At 64.3% G+C, this 16,224-nt stretch carries 21 protein-coding genes; 14 read left to right on the top strand and 7 right to left on the bottom strand.

What is annotated here, in order from left to right:
* The first annotated feature begins 126 nt into the window (after positions 1-126).
* Positions 127-600 (top strand): DUF6789 family protein, encoded by a 474-nt coding sequence (locus ACYJ11_RS08375; RefSeq protein ID WP_461647450.1) that lies wholly within the window; start codon positions 127-129, stop codon positions 598-600.
* A 16-nt stretch (positions 601-616) separates the two neighbouring features.
* Here the strand turns inward: ACYJ11_RS08375 and ACYJ11_RS08380 are convergent, their stop codons facing one another.
* Positions 617-1,141, bottom strand: coding sequence for a helix-turn-helix domain-containing protein (locus ACYJ11_RS08380; protein WP_188977523.1), 525 nt, complete (start codon positions 1,139-1,141; stop codon positions 617-619).
* A gap of 145 nt (positions 1,142-1,286) precedes the next feature.
* On the opposite strand from ACYJ11_RS08380, the gene ACYJ11_RS08385 reads away from it, so the two are divergent.
* The 6 genes from ACYJ11_RS08385 to ACYJ11_RS08410 all read left to right on the top strand — a co-directional run bounded on the left by ACYJ11_RS08385 (position 1,287) and on the right by ACYJ11_RS08410 (position 5,455).
* On the top strand, positions 1,287-1,661 hold the full coding sequence (locus ACYJ11_RS08385; RefSeq protein ID WP_058993009.1) for a NifU family protein: 375 nt from the start codon (positions 1,287-1,289) through the stop codon (positions 1,659-1,661).
* A gap of 142 nt (positions 1,662-1,803) precedes the next feature.
* On the top strand, positions 1,804-2,349 hold the full coding sequence (locus ACYJ11_RS08390; protein WP_461647451.1) for a CDP-2,3-bis-(O-geranylgeranyl)-sn-glycerol synthase: 546 nt from the start codon (positions 1,804-1,806) through the stop codon (positions 2,347-2,349).
* A gap of 64 nt (positions 2,350-2,413) precedes the next feature.
* On the top strand, positions 2,414-2,686 hold the full coding sequence (locus ACYJ11_RS08395) for a hypothetical protein (RefSeq protein WP_461647452.1): 273 nt from the start codon (positions 2,414-2,416) through the stop codon (positions 2,684-2,686).
* Positions 2,687-2,742: 56 nt separating this feature from the next.
* Positions 2,743-3,909 (top strand): hydroxymethylbilane synthase, encoded by a 1,167-nt coding sequence (gene hemC / locus ACYJ11_RS08400; protein ID WP_461647453.1) that lies wholly within the window; start codon positions 2,743-2,745, stop codon positions 3,907-3,909.
* Complete coding sequence (cobA, locus tag ACYJ11_RS08405) at positions 3,906-4,667, top strand: uroporphyrinogen-III C-methyltransferase (protein WP_461647454.1); 762 nt, start codon at positions 3,906-3,908, stop codon at positions 4,665-4,667. Before hemC ends, cobA begins: the two co-directional genes overlap by 4 nt.
* Positions 4,667-5,455 carry a uroporphyrinogen-III synthase gene (locus tag ACYJ11_RS08410; RefSeq protein ID WP_461647455.1) on the top strand — a complete coding sequence of 263 codons (789 nt, stop codon included), beginning with the start codon at positions 4,667-4,669 and terminating at the stop codon, positions 5,453-5,455. Before cobA ends, ACYJ11_RS08410 begins: the two co-directional genes overlap by 1 nt.
* Before the next feature lie 31 nt (positions 5,456-5,486).
* On the opposite strand, the gene ACYJ11_RS08415 is transcribed toward ACYJ11_RS08410, so the two are convergent.
* A complete protein-coding gene (locus ACYJ11_RS08415; protein ID WP_461647456.1) occupies positions 5,487-6,212 on the bottom strand; it encodes a PspA/IM30 family protein in 726 nt (241 codons plus the stop codon).
* Positions 6,213-6,448: 236 nt separating this feature from the next.
* On the opposite strand from ACYJ11_RS08415, the gene ACYJ11_RS08420 reads away from it, so the two are divergent.
* The 5 genes from ACYJ11_RS08420 (at position 6,449) to ACYJ11_RS08440 (ending at position 9,451) form a co-directional block, all read left to right on the top strand.
* Positions 6,449-6,670, top strand: coding sequence for a hypothetical protein (locus tag ACYJ11_RS08420; protein ID WP_461647457.1), 222 nt, complete (start codon positions 6,449-6,451; stop codon positions 6,668-6,670).
* Between the two features lie 4 nt (positions 6,671-6,674).
* Positions 6,675-7,223: a hypothetical protein gene (locus ACYJ11_RS08425; RefSeq protein WP_461647458.1), complete on the top strand. Its 549-nt coding sequence runs from the start codon at positions 6,675-6,677 to the stop codon at positions 7,221-7,223.
* Positions 7,224-7,298: 75 nt separating this feature from the next.
* Complete coding sequence (locus ACYJ11_RS08430) at positions 7,299-8,762, top strand: DHHA1 domain-containing protein (protein ID WP_461647459.1); 1,464 nt, start codon at positions 7,299-7,301, stop codon at positions 8,760-8,762.
* A gap of 95 nt (positions 8,763-8,857) precedes the next feature.
* The gene (locus ACYJ11_RS08435; protein ID WP_421642858.1) at positions 8,858-9,091 is read left to right on the top strand and encodes a hypothetical protein; all 234 of its coding nucleotides are present in this window, start codon (positions 8,858-8,860) and stop codon (positions 9,089-9,091) included.
* 42 nt (positions 9,092-9,133) lie between these two features.
* Complete coding sequence (locus ACYJ11_RS08440) at positions 9,134-9,451, top strand: DUF5783 family protein (protein WP_170097653.1); 318 nt, start codon at positions 9,134-9,136, stop codon at positions 9,449-9,451.
* Between the two features lie 78 nt (positions 9,452-9,529).
* On the opposite strand, the gene ACYJ11_RS08445 is transcribed toward ACYJ11_RS08440, so the two are convergent.
* Positions 9,530-10,606, bottom strand: a complete 1,077-nt coding sequence (locus tag ACYJ11_RS08445; protein ID WP_461647460.1) for a DUF4350 domain-containing protein — start codon at positions 10,604-10,606, stop codon at positions 9,530-9,532.
* 1 nt (position 10,607) lies between these two features.
* Complete coding sequence (locus ACYJ11_RS08450; RefSeq protein ID WP_461647461.1) at positions 10,608-11,534, bottom strand: S49 family peptidase; 927 nt, start codon at positions 11,532-11,534, stop codon at positions 10,608-10,610.
* Between the two features lie 123 nt (positions 11,535-11,657).
* Here ACYJ11_RS08450 and ACYJ11_RS08455 point away from each other — a divergent pair, with 123 nt between their 5' ends.
* Positions 11,658-13,667, top strand: coding sequence for a heme-binding protein (locus ACYJ11_RS08455; protein WP_461647462.1), 2,010 nt, complete (start codon positions 11,658-11,660; stop codon positions 13,665-13,667).
* A gap of 26 nt (positions 13,668-13,693) precedes the next feature.
* Here ACYJ11_RS08455 and ACYJ11_RS08460 read toward each other — a convergent pair whose 3' ends face one another.
* Together ACYJ11_RS08460 and sufU are read right to left on the bottom strand one after the other, a co-directional pair.
* Positions 13,694-14,455: a methyltransferase domain-containing protein gene (locus ACYJ11_RS08460; protein WP_461647463.1), complete on the bottom strand. Its 762-nt coding sequence runs from the start codon at positions 14,453-14,455 to the stop codon at positions 13,694-13,696.
* Between the two features lie 85 nt (positions 14,456-14,540).
* Complete coding sequence (sufU, locus tag ACYJ11_RS08465) at positions 14,541-14,969, bottom strand: Fe-S cluster assembly sulfur transfer protein SufU (RefSeq protein ID WP_461647464.1); 429 nt, start codon at positions 14,967-14,969, stop codon at positions 14,541-14,543.
* A 160-nt stretch (positions 14,970-15,129) separates the two neighbouring features.
* Between sufU and ACYJ11_RS08470 the strand changes: the two genes are divergently transcribed.
* The gene (locus ACYJ11_RS08470) at positions 15,130-15,606 is read left to right on the top strand and encodes a dual specificity protein phosphatase family protein (protein ID WP_461647465.1); all 477 of its coding nucleotides are present in this window, start codon (positions 15,130-15,132) and stop codon (positions 15,604-15,606) included.
* Positions 15,607-15,628: 22 nt separating this feature from the next.
* Here the strand turns inward: ACYJ11_RS08470 and ACYJ11_RS08475 are convergent, their stop codons facing one another.
* Positions 15,629-16,168: a cupin domain-containing protein gene (locus ACYJ11_RS08475; protein ID WP_461647466.1), complete on the bottom strand. Its 540-nt coding sequence runs from the start codon at positions 16,166-16,168 to the stop codon at positions 15,629-15,631.
* Between the last annotated feature and the right edge of the window lie 56 nt (positions 16,169-16,224).

Consider the following 16,224-nt stretch of genomic DNA (forward strand, 5'->3'; position numbering starts at 1 on the left):
GCTTGAAACTTGGTTGCCTGTCTGACAATGGCCGGCGAGAGCCAGTGTATAGTTCTTCCGGGGACGTGGCACGGGGTCGAACAGCCACGCCGGCTCTTTTGTCAGACGACGCGACGAGTCAGATGCATGTCAACGACGACAGAAACGACGCAAACGTACGATCTCGGTACCGGCAACTGGAAGGCCGGCGTCCTCGGCGGCATCGCCGGGAGCGCCGTCATGGGTGCGCTGATTCTCGTCATGAACACTGCGACGCTAGCCGTCGCAATCCCATCCCTGTACGGGCTCGCGCCGCCGCCGAGTCCGGGGGCCGGCCTTGTCGTCCACCTCTCACACGGTGCAGTGCTGGGTGTGGCCTTTGCAGGGCTGGCGAGTGCGCTGCAGCTGGACACGTCCGGGAAACTCTTCGGACTCGGCGTCGGCTGGGGCGTCGCCACTTGGGCCGTCTTCGCGGCTCTCGTGATGCCGGTCTGGCTCGGTGTCGTCGGCTCGCCGGCCTCGCCGCCGTTCCCGAACTTCGCGCCGCCGTCGCTGCTGTGGCACGTCGTCTACGGTGCTGTCCTCGCGGTCGTCTACGCTGTGACCGCCGACCGCATCTGAGGCGATTGACTCACAATTACTGCTCCTGAAACACGGTCCACTGTCGCTCGTCGGTTTCGGCGTCGGCTATCGCCTCGACCTTTTCACGCTGCAGGTCGTCCAACTGCGCGGTCGCCAGCCGAACCCACGACAGGAACGCCCCGCGGAGCCGCTCACGCACTACTTCGGCCGGCTGTGGGGTGTACACGTACACGTGCCCGCCCTCCGGCCTGATTCGCCGGCGTTTCTCGACGACACCGAGGTCGGCGAGATGGTTGAGATGCCGTGCGACGACGCTCCGGTCGTAGCCGATCTGCTCGGCCAGTGCTGCAACGGTCAACTCACCGCCCTCCATCACGCAGAGACAGACGTCCAGTTCGGTGCCGGACATCTCGAAGACCGTCTTGAGCAGAGTTTCGAGTGACGGCTCGCTGACCGCCGTCTCCTCTATCTCGGTCGCCGTCATCGGCTCGCTACAGCACTCCGGGCGATTGTCGCCGATGCCGATGCCGCCGCAGGTCTCACACTCGAACAGCTGTGGTCCGTCAGCGGGGGGTGTCATAGGACGGGCTACTCGCCCCGGCGGTAGAAGCTTCAGGTATGTTCAAGGTAACTACGGGCAGGTGCTCGCGGGTCGCGGTTTCTCGCCCGTCATATAGATGTTAGTCCAAAGGTCTAAGCCCTCCCGGGACGGAATATGATTCACTATGAGCACTGAAACAGAGGACGCCAACGACCTGCGCGAGCGAATCACGAACTTCCTGCGCCGCAACTTCCCCCAGATCCAGATGCACGGCGGGAGCGCGGCCATCGAGGAGATCGACCGCGAGGAAGGCAGCGTCACGATCCGCCTCGGCGGCGCCTGTTCCGGCTGTGGCATCTCGCCGATGACCATTCAGGCCATCAAGACGCGCATGACCAAGGAGATCCCGGAGATCAACGAGGTCACCGCCCGAACTGGGATGGAACAGCAGGAAGGGATGTCCGGCGGTAGCGGCGGCATGAGTCCGTCCTTCCCCGGTGAGTCCCGCGGTGGCGACGTTGGCGGCGACGAAGACGAAGGCCCGGAAGCGCCGTTCTGAGGCCAGTTCTCGATCTTTTTCACTTCGTGGCTAGCAACGGGTGTAGCCATACCCGTGTGAGTCCCGGAGTCTGTGTCCACTCTCGCCAACCGCACAGCAGTGAGTCACACAGATTAAGACGACGGGGGAAGACGGCGGGGATATGGAGACGGTCGACACGGTCGTCTGGGCGCTGTGGGCGATGTTGCCGGCGTACATCCCGAACAACGCCGCGGTACTCGCCGGTGGCGGCAGACCGATAGACGGCGGCCGAACGTGGGGCGGGCGACGAGTGCTAGGTGACGGCAAGACCTGGCGCGGGACGCTCATCGGCACCGCCGCCGGGACGCTACTCGCGCTCGGATTAACGCAGGCCGAGCCTAGCGTGAGCGCTGCACTGGGAGCCGACCTCCCGACGTTTTCGGTCCGCGCGGGATTCGGACTCGCCTTCGGTGCGATGCTCGGGGACATCGGTGCGTCCTTCCTCAAGCGCCGGACGGGCCGCGAGCGCGGGGCGGCGTTCCCCGGGCTGGATCAGCTGGACTTCGTCGTCGGAGCGTTGCTCTGTGCGCTCGTGACCGCGCCGTCGTGGTTCACCGAGACGTTCACCCTCCCGGTGCTGGTCGTCGTTGTCGTCGCGACGCCGGTGCTACATGTCGTGACCAACGGCATCGCCTACCTGCTCGGCCTGAAAAACGAGCCGTGGTAACGCGTCGTGACGGCCCGCGGATTGCACCATAGAACTACTTCGATCGCCCACGAAGCCGCATCCGATGGCCCTGCCCAACTCCTTCCCTGTCGCTAGCCGTGTCCCGCCGGTCATCCGACGCGCGACGGCTGCCGGCGTGCTCTGTACGGCGGTCTTTCTGCCAATCATGTACGTTCTCTTGCACGCGTACGTAGTCCTCACAATCAGCGTCGGTCCCGTCGACACGCTCAACAGACTGATCGACTTCGCCCTCGTCGCTGGCGGCGTGACGGCATTTGTTGGAGGATTCGTTTCGCAGTGCGTGCTCGGAGCTGCGTTCGCTGAGACGGCTGCGTAACTCCAGCGAATCGGCGAAGAAGTGCGTTTTTACGCGCTGACCGAGGAGTGTCGGGTATGACAACACGCGGGGAGACACTGCAACTGGCGACGCGGGGCTCGGACCTCGCGTTGCGCCAGGCGGCGACGGTTCGGGATTCGCTGAGCAGTCGCCGACTGGCGGTCGAACTCGTCGAGGTGGAGACGACGGGCGACCAGATACGGGACGAACTCATTCACCGACTGGGAAAGACCGGCGCGTTCGTTCGCAGCCTCGATGAGAAGGTTCTCGATGGCGAACTCGACGCGGCGGTCCACTCGATGAAGGATATGCCGACCGAACGGCCAGACCGACTCGTCGTCGCGGCGGTCCCCGAGCGGGCCGCCGCTGAGGACGTGCTGGTAACGCCCGAGGGCCGCTCGCTTGACGAACTGCCGGAGGGTGCGACCGTCGGTACGTCGAGCCTGCGACGCAAGGCGCAGTTGCTCGCCGAGCGCGACGACCTCACCGTGGAACCGCTCCGGGGCAACGTCGATACACGTCTTGCAAAACTGCTGGCCCCGTCGCTTCAGCAGGAACATCAGGAGCGCCACGAGGCCGAAGAGGAGCAGACGGACGATGCCGAGGACTCCGACACCGACGAGTCCGACACTGACGAAGAAGAGCACCCCTACGACCGCACCGTTGAGGAGTGGTTCGACGACCTCACCGAGTTCGAACGGCGGGCGATGGAGCGGGACCCGGACGTGGAGTACGACGCTATCGTGCTGGCGAAGGCGGGGCTCCACCGCGCCGGGCTCACGCGCTATGTCGGGATGTCCGACCTCGACCCCGACCGATTCGTGCCGGCTCCGGGACAGGGCGCATTGGCGGTGACTGCCGTCGACGGTGACCTCGCACTGGACATCAAAGACCGGCTGGACGACCCACAAACGCGCGTCGAGACGACCGTCGAGCGGACGATTCTCGAAGAACTCGGCGGTGGCTGTGTCGCGCCAATCGGCGTCCACGCCCACCTGGAAGGCGGCGTCGTCCACACGCGAGTGCGCGTCCTCTCACAGGACGGCACAGAGGAAGTCTCGGTTGGCCGCGACATCCCGGCCGAGTACCACATTGACGCGGCACAGGACCTCGCGGCGGAACTCGCCGAACAAGGCGCTGACGACCTTATCGCCGAGGCAAAGCGGGACTCGACGGGTGCGGACGACGACGCCTCGACGGCGCGGGAGGAAGACGAGGAATGACGGACGCTGCACCCGGCAAGGTGTATCTGGTTGGCTCCGGCCCCGGCGACCCGGACCTCCTGACGGTCAAGGCAAAACGCCTGCTTGAGGAGGCCGACGTGGTGCTGCACGACAAGCTCCCCGGCCCGGAAATCATCGGGATGATTCCAGAGGAGAAACGTGAGGACGTGGGCAAACGCGCCGGCGGCGAGTGGACGCCACAGGAGTACACCAACGCCCGATTAGTGGAACTGGCCGAGGAGGGTAACACCGTCGTCCGGCTGAAAGGCGGCGATCCGACGGTGTTCGGCCGCGGCGGCGAGGAACTGGCCCATCTCGCGGAGAACGGAATTCCCGTCGAGATCGTTCCGGGAATTACGAGCGCTATCGCCGGCCCCGAAGCCGCCGGGATTCCGGTCACGCACCGAGATTACACGTCTTCGGTCTCCTTCGTCACCGGCCACGAGGACCCGACGAAGGACGAATCCGCTGTGGACTGGGACGCTCTTGCGGCGACCGGCGGGACGCTCGTCGTCCTGATGGGCGTCGGTAAGTTGCCCCAGTACACAGAGGCCCTGCGCGAGGCCGGGATGGACTCCGACACGCCAGTCGCGCTCGTCGAACGCGCGACCTGGCCCGACCAGCAGGTCGCTACCGGCACGCTCGACACTATCGTCTCGGTCCGCGACGAGGCCGGTATCGAACCGCCCGCTATCACCGTCATCGGCGAGGTAGCCGGCGAGCGAGAGCGAGTAGTGGAGTTCCTGGAGGGGTACTGATGCGCGAGGAACCGCGCCTGCGCGTGGCTGCCTTCCGCCCCGACGACGAGCGTCTCGACGATGCGGTCGAACTGCTGGAATCGCTCGGTGCCGACCCGATTCCGGACCCGATGCTGGCCGTCGAACCGGCGACGGCCGACGATGCCGACGGTGATGGAGACGATAGGCCAGCCACGCCCCGTACTGACGCCGACTACGTCGTCCTGACGAGCAAGACCGGCGTCGAACTCGCCGCCGAAGCTGGCTGGGACCCCGGCGAGGCGACGGTGTGTGCCATCGGCCAGGCGACCGCCGAGGCGCTTCACGAGGCCGGCTACGGCGTCGACATCATTCCCGCGGAATACTCTTCGACGGGACTTGTCGAAACGCTGTCCGGAGCGGTGGCCGGCACAAGAGTCGAAGTCGCCCGGTCGGACCACGGCTCCGCAGTGCTGACTGACGGACTGGAAGCCGCCGGTGCGTACGTCCATGAAACCGTGCTGTACCGGCTCATCCGGCCTCCAGAATCGGGCGAATCTGCGGAGCTGGCAGCCGACGGCGACCTCGATGCGGCGCTATTCACCTCTTCGCTCACCGTCGAGCACTTCCTCGATACGGCCGCGGACCGCGGTCTCCGCGCGGCCGCCGTCGACGGGCTGAACGAGGCGACTGTCGGCGCAATCGGCGAACCGACGCGGAAGACGGCCGAGGACGCCGGCATCTCGGTCGATATCGTTCCCGATCAGGCCGACTTCGAGGCACTGGCTTGCGAGGCTGTCGAGGCGGCCGCTCCGACACACCACGAATAACGGCTCTGTATGGTTTCGACGCCTGCCCGAGCTATTTTGCGGCTTCTTCGACGGCCTCGCGCTCGTCCATCTCTGCCCGTAGCGTCGCCAGCTCGTTCTCGACCGCCCGCTCGCTGGAGAGGCGGTCGAGTTCCTGATCGATAGAGTCGCTCTCGTCGAGTACGGATTCGAGTTGACCGCTCGATTCGAGTTCCTCCAGCGCGGCCGCGCGCGCCTCCATCTGCTCCGTACGCTCCGTCGCGCGCTCGATGGAGCGGTGCACGTCGGCCATCGTATCGCCAGCGCCGGTAAACGCCTCCGAAACCCGCGCCGACGCTTCGGCGGCCTGATAGCGGGCTTTCATCGTCTCTTTTTTCGTCCGGAACTGTTCTATCTGGCTGCTGAGTTCGGCCCGCTTGCCGACCAGCCGGTCCTGTGTGTCCTGTAGGTCGTCTATCTGCCCTGTCAGCTCCGTTATCTGGCTGACGTTCACTTGCTTCTTTTCCAGCGCCCGGCGCGCGAGGTCATCGCGTCCTTCCTGCAGGGCGGCCCGGGCCTGCGTGTCGTGTTTCTCGACGTTCGACCGCAACCGAGTTCGGTGGATCTCTAAGCGTTTCTTCTGGGTCGTCACGTCGGCGATACCGCGGGTCACGTCCTGCAGTTCGTCCCGCATCTGCTCGTATGAGTAGTCAAGCTCCGCCGCCGGGTCCGAAGTCCGACTGAGAAGAGCGTTGAGCTTGGCACGGATCGCGAACGCGAACCGTCGGAGCAGACTCATCGAGACTGCTCCGGTCGGACAGGAACTCGAATCGATTCCGACTGCGGCTCGGACGTGACAATACTCATGTCACTTTGTATGACTGTAGATATTATAATAACAGGGTATTACTCGATTTAATACGGGCTTAATGGGTCACAACGTCGGAAACCCGTGGCTATTCGATTTTACTGTCTGACTACTTGATGGATGCCGGAAACAACCAACAGGCGTTGATGACACGGACTACACTGCGCATGGTCGGTACGCTATTGCTCGCACTCCTCACCGGCGCGACCCTCCCCACAGCGGGCGGGGACGACGTGCGGAACGCCGTCGGCCCGCCCGGAAGCTTCCCGGATCCGGTCTCTGACTTTATGACGGCGAGCATCGAATTGGTTCAGGAGTTCCTCGCCGGTGGGAGCGATGCCAGCCCCGGACCGGCCGTGAGCGGAGCGGCGACGGGTGCAGGTGTGTAGGCCGATGGACCGGAAGCTACTCGCTGTCGGCGTCGTCGTCGCGCTCCTGCTAGCGGGCGTCGGCGGTGCGCTCGTCGCCGGTATCGGCCCGTTTCAGGCGGAAAGAAGCGGCGAGGACCGCTCGGAGTTCCCGACGGCAACCACCGGAGCAGCCGAGAGTGACACTGCAACCACCGACACTGGTGATTCTGACGGCGGCGCAGCACGTACTCCGCCGTTTACGCTCTCCGTCGACTCCATCGAGGAGTGTGGCCGCACCTGCCGAGACGTGACCTCGACGCTGGCAAACCAGCAGAACAGCACGGCGGCGGATGTCACCGTCTACACGCGTATTTACGCGGGTAACTCGACCGATGGCGATGTGGTCTGGGAGGGCTCCGAGGACGTGGGTACTCTTGAAGCGGAGGGGTCATACACTACGACCCGACGCGTCGACCTGTCATTCAGCGACGCGTACGCTATCGAACAGGCGGACGGCTGGATAACCATTCGAACGACCGTCGAGACTGCCGACCGGACGGTCACGCTCAGTGACCAGCGGGAGGTCGCCTGACGGGACAGGTCACTCTGGTACGACTGCCTGCGCGTCTGAACGTTTTTATGCCGGAGCGTACCTATCCCCGGTACGATGACTACGACCGGCCCCGTTCCAGCGCTCGCCGACCGCGCGGCCGCCTGCGCCGACCGACTCCGGGCGGCTGACCGCGTGTTGCTGGCCTCCCACATCGACGCCGACGGGCTGACCAGCGCTGCCATCGCCACCGCGGCGCTGTCGCGGGCCGGCATTCCTGTCGAGACCGTCTTCAAGAAGCAACTCGACGCCGCCGAAATCGAGAGCATCGCGGCCCGCGAGTACGACACCGTGCTGTTCACGGATTTCGGGTCCGGCCAGCTAGACGTTATCTCCGAGCACGTCGCCGCCGGCGATTTCGAGGCAATCATCGCCGACCACCACCAGCCGTCGGACCCGGGTGACTGCCACCCAGACGCGGTCGTCGACACCGACGGCTACGCCGACTTCGAGACGCATCTCAATCCGCTGCTGGAAGGCATCAATGGCGCGTCGGAGCTTTCGGGTGCGGGCGCAGCGTATGTCCTCGCCCGCGCGCTCTCGACCGAAGCGACGGACAATCGAGACCTCGCCGCGCTGGCGGTCGTCGGCGCGGTCGGGGATATGCAGGCCGTCGGCGGCGAACTCGTCGGAGCCAACGCCGGCCTCGTCGAGGAGGGCATTGACGCCGACGTGCTGGAGGAGGGGACCGACCTTTCGCTGTACGGCAAACAGACCCGGCCGTTGCCGAAACTACTCGAATATGCGACCGAAGTGCCGATCCCGGGCATCTCGAATGACCAGGCCGGCGCGACGCGGTTCCTCGAAGGACTCGGGCTGGATCTCAAATCCGATGATGACTGGCGCACGTGGGCGGACCTTTCGGACGACGAGCGCCAGACTGTCGCCAGCGGACTGGTCCAGCGCGCTGTCGAGCGTGGCGTCCCGGCGGACAAGATAGAGACGCTCATCGGCACGACCTACACGCTGACCGCGGAACCGCGCGGGACGGAACTCCGGGACGCGAGCGAGTTCTCGACGCTGCTGAACGCCACGGCCCGCTACGAGCGGGCGGACGTGGGACTGGCCGTCTGTCTCGGCGAGCGCGATGCGCCGCTTGAACGGGCGCGGACGCTGTTGTCGAACCACCGGCGAAACCTCTCGGAGGGACTCACGCTCGTCAAGGAGCGCGGCGTCACACAGGCCGGGACCGTCCAGTGGTTCGACGCCGGCGATGCAATCCGCGAGACCATCGTCGGCATCGTCGCCGGGATGGCGCTGGGGACCGATGGCGTCGATTCGGACAAACCAATCATCGCCTTTGCCAGCACCGACGAAGACGAGACGAAAGTGTCCTCTCGGGCGACCGGCCCGCTAGTCGGCCGGGGCGTCGACCTGTCGGTCGTGATGCGTGACGCCGCCCAGTCCGTCGGCGGCGACGGCGGCGGGCACGACATCGCAGCGGGTGCGACTATCCCGTCTGGAGAGGAGTCAGCGTTTATCGAGGCGGCCGACGAGATTATCAGCGAACAAGTATCGTAACCGGGACGCAGCAAACCGCGCGGCAGTGAGACTGACGACGCTGCCACCAGTATCAGCAATAAAAGCTATACGTCCGCTTCTCCGAACACCCCACGATGGACTCTCGGGGCCTGTTCGATATTGCACTCGTCATCGTCGCCGGCCTGCTAGCCTACACTGAGACGTTCGGCTTCGCGAACCCGCGGACGACGCTGCAAGAGATCATCGCAGCTATCGCCGGGCTGGACATCCGCGTCTTTCTCGTCTTGGGTGGCATCTTCGGCATCTGTTTCGTCGCGTACCTCACGATGTACCTCCCCCGGAAGGACGCACGCACGATACAACGCTGAACATCGGGCCATCTTTATCCCCAGCCCCGTACCGTTCTGGCAATGACAGAGTTCGATCCCGAGAAGTTCGAGGACAAGTACGCGAACTACTTCCCGGAACTGCAGAAGGCCTACAAGAACGCTTTCGAGCGGATGAACGACACGTACGACTCTGAACTGGTCCACGCGATCGACCAGCAGATCCTCAACGAGTCGGAGCCGTTCTACGAGGACGGCGAGTTCAGCGTCGAACTGCCGGAGAATCCGACCGAGCGGCTCTCGGCGATCATCGTCGACGACGAGAAACTCGACGCCGTACTCTCCGAATACATCGACGAGATCGAGCGTGAACTGCGCCGCGTGTTCGATCTCGACGACTGACTGCACTCGCCGCGGTTCGGCAATTGCTGCGTTATTCCTGTTCTACCAGTATACCCAACGCAAACGCCTGGTGATGCCCTACTCGTCGGGCATCATCGTCTCATTCGGTTCGGGAGTCGGAGTCGAATCCGGTTCCGACGGCAATGCGCCGCCACCGCCCACTCCGGTACCGGGGAGCGATCCACCAGGTCCGGACTGGCCGGATTCCTGGGTTTGTGGCGCGTCTTCGGGTGATTTTTCGCCCGTGACGAGGAAGTCAAGCAGGTTCCCGACCAGTTGCTCGTTGTCGGCCCGGTAGAGGAACTCCTGCGTGAACACGTTCGTGTCACCGACAGTGACGACGTTCCCCGAGCGGGCAACGACGCCGTACGTGTCCTGTCGCCGGGTCTTCGAGAGCGTGGTCTGTTCCGTCGTCGTGAGGGCGGTGTCACCGCCTTGGACGGGGATCGCGGCGTAGAAGACTGTTCGGTCGACGCCCTCTGTGAGTTCCGTATCTCCTGTTGGCGTGGCGTAGACGTTCTGGTAGTTGGTGTCGTACTCGTGCATGTTGTACAGGTAGCCGTTCCCGTACGAGAGGCCGTACTGGCTCGCCAGTGGGGCCATCGGCATGGTCACGCTATCCGACCGAATCGGGCCGAAAAGCCCCAGTCCGGCGGGACTCGCCTGTGACGGCTCGTTTAGCAAGAGCACGCGACCGCCCGCGTCGCTGAACGCGGTCAAACCGTTCATTTCACTCTCGGTGTAGCGCTGTTCCGCGCCAAGGACGACAAAGGCGTCAGCCGAACGCAGTGACTCGTTGAGCGGGCTCCCACTCTGTCGCTCACCGACGTGGTAGCGCACCGTCGCTCCGTTCTCGGTCAGGGTTGAGACGAGCGGCGTGAGCGCTTCGCGGTCGATATCGCCAGCGTGAGCGACGTCGATAACGACGACCTTCCCGGACGCGTCGGCCGACATCGAGAGGTCACCGCTCTCGTCCGCTGGAGTCGCGACGCCCTCGTCGCTGTTGAACGACGGGGCGTCCACCTGATTTACATCGGGAGCCGATTGTGCACTGCCACCGATCGCGACGGTGCCGACAATCACCGACAGGACGAGTATCCCGACGAAAAACCCTGCTCGAATGACTGGACTCGAACGTGAGCTATCGGCTGACATTTCAGGCACCTCCCTGTGCGGTGCTGTTGTAGATGACCTGTTGGTTCTCCGGCGTGCCGTATATCATGAGGAAGTGGACTGTATCGACGCCCTGGTACGTGTACGGTGCGCCTTCGGCAGCGACGGTCGCGTTCCCACTGGCTCCACTTCCGCCACTGAGGAGGAATATCCCCTGTGGGTCCGCGGGGTTGGTGTACACGACCTGATACTCCGAGAGACCGGCCTCTTCAGCCGCGCCGGCTATCGCAGCTTCAAGTCCACCGACTTCATCCGCATAGCCGGTCTGGACTGCGCGACCGCCCTGATAGGCCGACGCCTCAGCGACAGTCTCGCGGGAGACGTTGAGCCTGTCACCGCGTTCAGTCATGACCGCACCGACGAAGGCTCGCTTCATCGATTCGAGGCTCGCGTAGTACTGGTCACGCGTCATCCCTCGATGGGCCTTGTCGGGGCCAGTGGTGGCGGCGGGGCTCAGGCCGTCGCTCGGCGCGGTTCCAATGACGCCGACGTGGCCAACGAGGCTGGCCGGCGTCACGTAGATGCGGTCGCTCGGGACCGCGGTGTAGTACGCGCCGGAGGCGGCGTACTGGTCGACGCTCGTGTACACCGGCTTCTCCGCCGAGAGCCGCTTGACGGCCAGATACATCGACTCACTGGAGGCGGCGCTCCCACCGGGGCTCGATATCCGGAGGACGACCGCTTCGACTGACTCGTTGCTACGGAGTTCGCGGAGCTCCTGTACCGTGTCCTGTGAGGTAGAACTGGAAATCGTTTCGTCGATGTTCACTACAGCGACGTACTGTTCGTCATCTTCGGCAACCGACGCCGCATACGGTACGACGGCGGCACCGATGAGAATGGCAATAACCGCAAGTACCGTGTACGACTGGAGGGCAGTTGCGACCCGTCTATCGATTGGGTTGTTCATGCGACAACATAGATTCGCTGTCACGTTGGACTAATAAAAGCATACCCTGAACTGCTGGCCCAGAAGTCCCCGTCCCGGAACGACATGAGAAGTTTCCTTACTGTCGACCTGCAATCGATACCTATGGACCAACGCAAGCCGCCAGCCACGGAAGAGGGCTGGTACGCGCTGCACGACTGTCGGAGTATCGACTGGGACGCTTGGCGCGACGCTCCCCAGCGAGTCCGCGATCGTGCGCTCTCGGAGGGGATCGGCTTCCTCGACGCTTACGAAGCCGTCGAAGACGCCGAGGAGGGGCAGACGGCGGTGTACACCGTCATGGGCCACAAAGCCGACATCATGATCCTCCACCTGCGGCCGACGATGGGCGACCTCGACGCGGCCGAACGCCATTTCGAGCAGACGGAGTTCGCCGCCTTCACCGAGCAGGAGTTCTCCTACGTCTCCGTGACGGAGGCCTCGGGCTACACCGAGAAGTCCCGCGAGTACTTTGAGGGCGAGGTCGACGACGACTCCGGGCTGGCCCAGTACATTCAGGCCCGTCTCCACCCGGACGTGCCGGACGAGGAGTTCGTTTGCTTCTACCCGATGAGCAAGCGCCGCCAGCCCGACCAGAACTGGTACGACACGTCCTTCGAGGAGCGGGCGGCCCACATCAAACGGCACGGCGACATCGGTCGCGGGTACGGCGGCGAGGTGAGCCAGATGATCGCCGGCTCCATTGGCTTCGACGACTGGGAGTGGGGCATCACGCTCTGGAGCGACGACATGCGCCACATCAAGGAACTGCTGACCGAGATGCGTTTCGACCCCTCGACCTCGCAGTTCGCCGAGTTCGGCCCCTTCTACGTCGGCCGGAAGTTCGACCCAGCCGAGTTGCCGGCCGTGCTGGCTGGCCAGCGCGTACCGACCGATGGCGAGTCGGTTCCGGAGACGCCGGCGGACGTTGCGGAACACGAGCACGCGCCGGCTGATGCCAGCACGAATCACAGTCAGGCCAAGGAGCCTACAGCGAGCGACGCACAGGCTGGGGCACACGCCGGCGGTGACACCGGCAGCCACGGCGGGACCCATCCTGGGAGCGCCAGCGAAGGCGACCATCCGCATTCCGAGGACTCGTCCGACGAGGGAGATTCGGATTCTGCAAGTAGCTCGGGCGGTCGGCCTGACGTTTCGGCGGACTTCGAGGAGATAGACGACGCCGCACAGCGGCTCGGTCGGCTGGGGCTGCACGAGGGCGACGCGTACGACGCCGGCGACTACGCGCTGGTGTTCCACTCTTCGGCCGATGCGGAGGATATTGTCGACGATGTCTCCGACCTCGAAAGCAACTTCGACCACTACGACCGCCACGTCCGGACGGCCGTGCGTGCCGACAGTGGTCAGACCTACGTCGTCAGCATCTGGACGGCGAAAGACGCTGCTGAGACGGCGGCCGGATTCCTGAAGGATATCGATGGTGTCGACGAACAGTTCGGTGGCTCCCTCGGTGAGGATGGCGGGAGCGCCGAGACTGCGGACGACAGCGACGCCCAGACCGCCGAGTCGTCCCAGTCCATCCGCGAGACGCTCGAATCCGCGGGCGTCTACGCCGGGCAACCGCACGGCGAGGACGTGTACGCCCTCGTGGTGTACTCCGAAGCCGACGCGGAAACGCTTGACGAGGAGGTCGCGGACCTCCGGAGTGCGTTCGAGCGCTACGACACGCACGTCCAGACCACGGTGTACGGCGACACCGACGGCGATGTCGCGGCTGTCGCATCGCTGTGGGACACCGAGGACGCCGCCCAGACCGCCAGCGACTACCTCACCGACCTCCCCGGCGTCGTCGGCCGCCACGGCGAGGGCGACGGGTTCGGGACGATGGGGATGTTCTACACGGTCAAGCCCGAGTACCACGAGGACTTCGTCGAGAAGTTCGACACCGTCGGCGGCCTGCTCGAAGAGATGGACGGCCACCGCGAGACCTCGCTGCTGTTCAACCACGACGACGAGAACGACATGTTCATCGCGAGCCAGTGGGACTCACAGGAGGACGCGATGGCGTTCTTCCGCTCCGACGACTTCTCTGAGACGGTCGACTGGGGTCGGGACGTGCTGGCCGACCGCCCGCGGCACGTGTTCCTCGCGTAGCTGTCCCCGGGCGGGCCGCGATATTCTCACCGCTTGGCGACGAACCGGAGTCGCCGGTAGTCGGCGGTCCACGTCTCGGTCTCGGCATCGTACAGGTCCGGCCGCAGGCGCTCCTCGATCCCGTCAAGAACGGCCTCGCGCTCGTGTTCGGCAACGGGTGTCAGTACTGCATCGCCGAACATCTCGATCCACTCGCGCAGACCCGCTGTCCCGCCCTCAAGCGTTGTCGGCCGGTCGAACAGCCACGCCGCGGTGACTTCTAGGCCGTGCGCTTCGATACGTGACGTGTACTCGCCGAGACGTGGGAAGTACCACGGGTTCTCAGTTTCATAACCACGGTCAGCGAGTTCGGCCCGTACAGCGGCCTCGACCTGCGAGACGTTTCCCTGCCCACCAAGCTCCGCAACGAAGCGGCCGTCCTCGGTCAGTGCATCGGCAACCATCGACAGAACGGCGTCGTGGCCTTTTCTGGGGATCCAGTGTAGAGCGGCGTTCGAGAAGACGGCGTCGAACGCGCCGGGGTCGTATTCGCCGGCGTCGGCCACTTCGAACGTCAGGTCGGGATAGTGCTCGCGAGCCTGGGCGACCATCTCTTCGGCGGTGTCGATGCCGACCACATCGGAGCCGCGGTCGGCGATCTCGGCGGACAGATGGCCGGTTCCACAGCCGATGTCGAGGACGCGTTCGCCCGGCTGGGCGTCCAGTAGTTCGACCACATCCGTTCCGTACTCGGCAACAAAGCCGTGGCCACCGTCGTAGTCGTCGGGGTCCCACTCGTTGTCTGGCATAGACCGAGTGGTGGACAGCGTAGAGTGAAAAGAATACTGTCGGTATGTGAACTGACCCTCACATAGTTGGCTTGGGCCGCAGGTATCAGTCGTCGTCTTCAGTCGTCGTCCGGTCGATGTCCTTCTCGCCGAAGTAGATCTCCGCGCCGTCTTGGGCCACCTTCTCGGCGAGGACGGCGCACTTGACGCGCATCGGCGAGATGTCGACGCCGAGCATCTCTGTGATATCGTCGCGGTCCATCGTTTTCAGGTCCTCGACCGCCATCCCAGCCAGTTCCTGCGAGAGCATCGACGCGGAGGCCTGTGAGATGGCACAGCCGTCGCCCTGGAAGGCGACCTGTTCGATGGTCTCCTCGTCCTCGTCGAGGACGACATCCATCCGTATCTCGTCGCCGCACATCGGGTTCTCGCCGATGTGGGTAAACGTCGGGTCCTCGATCTCCCCGTAGTTCCGGGGGTTCTTGTAGTGATCGAGGATCTGCTGCCGGTACATATCCGAGCCACCGATACCCATAATTGAACTATGATACGGCTGTCAGTCGGAAAAACGTTCCGAGGTATCGGTTCGCACGTCTGCTGTCCTGCGACCGGAAACCACTGACAGCCTGAGCGGTCCGGCAGGCTCTCCTCCGCCAGTGGGTAATATTTACTGCCGCCGTCCGGTCTGTCACTCTGTGGGAGAGAACAACGCTCCGTCTCCAACTGACCATGCCGTTCGGCCCGTGGGGTTCGTCAGCGACGAGCCGGTAATCCGTCAGATCGGCAACCGGGCGCTGTATCTCGGCAACAAACACGCGGCACGGCCCGAGGCACACAATCAGTCCTTCGAACACGTGCTTTCGGCGACGAGCGAGGCCTACCCGCTCACGACCGCCCACCACCCGCTTATCGACGGTGCAGGCAACGAATGGACGGCGTTCGAGGCGGCCGTCGATACCGCCCGGCGCTTCGTCAGAGCGGACGGCCCGGCGCTGATTCACTGCAAAGCCGGTGTCTCCCGGAGTGCGACGCTGATTGCGACGGCACTCGCTGCCGAGGAAAAGCGGCCGCTTTCCGATGCGCTGGCCAGCGTACAGGCGGCTCGGCCGATTGCGACTCCGAACCCCGCACTCTATGAGCTAGCCGTCATCTATCTCGCTGCAGACCGGTGACACTCATCCACGCTTCCCGGGGCTACTCCGTGACAGCGTTCTCGTCTTTCCTGACGACTTCGTCCCGGATCCGGTCGACCCACAGCGCAACCGGCCAGTCCGCTGTCTGAGCCGGTCCATCCCCTTCGAGCAATTCGAGTCGTCCAACCGAGTCCGGCGGCATCGCGACTAGTCCTTGATGCGTGGTCTCACCTATTGTTTCGATCTTGTGCCGCGCCCCACCAGGTAGATAGACGAACTCACGCTGCTCTGCCCTGAGGACCTGCTCGTCTCCGTCCTCACGTTCCAGCGTGTATCTGGCAGCGCCATCGAGGCACAGACACACCTCGTCGAAACTGGGCGCGTGCGTGTGCCAGTCGATGACCGCGCCAGGGTCCATCTCGAAGTACAGCAGCTTGAATTCGTTCGTGAAACACACCGGATACGTCCGGATGTCGTCCCCACCCTGTTCGAAGTGGCTGGCATCGTCGAGCGACACCTTGTACATCGTCTGCTCGGGGAGGTGCGTGTAATCGAGCGATGCAGGCGTCAGCGGCCGCTCCGCTTCATCAGTATCAGTCATCGTCCCGACAAAAGTTATCGTCGGAGTGTCATATAGCTGCCGTGTACATCGGCACT

Source organism: Haloarcula sp. H-GB5, assembly GCF_054850705.1.